The organism is Microvirga pakistanensis (assembly GCF_004458765.1).
GTDB lineage: Bacteria > Pseudomonadota > Alphaproteobacteria > Rhizobiales > Beijerinckiaceae > Microvirga > Microvirga pakistanensis.
The window spans coordinates 1-223 of record NZ_SPJX01000607.1 but is presented as its reverse complement, the minus strand read 5'-3'; the positions used below and the strand labels follow the sequence as shown (position 1 = coordinate 223).

Here is a 223-nt window from a genome sequence, read left to right as displayed (position 1 = left end):
TGCGCGCGCGAGAGCGGCGGATCGTCCGTCGGCCAGGCGGTCTGGATCCCGGGCAGGCCCTTCATGCGATCGCCCAGAAGCGCGATGGCGAGGCCGTAGGATTCGGCGGCAGTGTAGGAATAGACCGCGTCGAAATTCCGGGTGACGAGGAAGGCCGGGCCGTCCACGCCCGCCGGAATGATGATGCCCGCCTGATAATCGCCCGAGAGCGGACGACCATCGA

The 223-nt window shown here is 67.7% G+C and carries 1 protein-coding gene; it reads right to left on the bottom strand.

The window, feature by feature from the left end; all coding sequences use genetic code 11:
• Positions 1 to 223: lytic murein transglycosylase (locus E4K09_RS24055; protein ID WP_193557351.1), on the bottom strand; the 223-nt coding region annotated here is incomplete at both ends.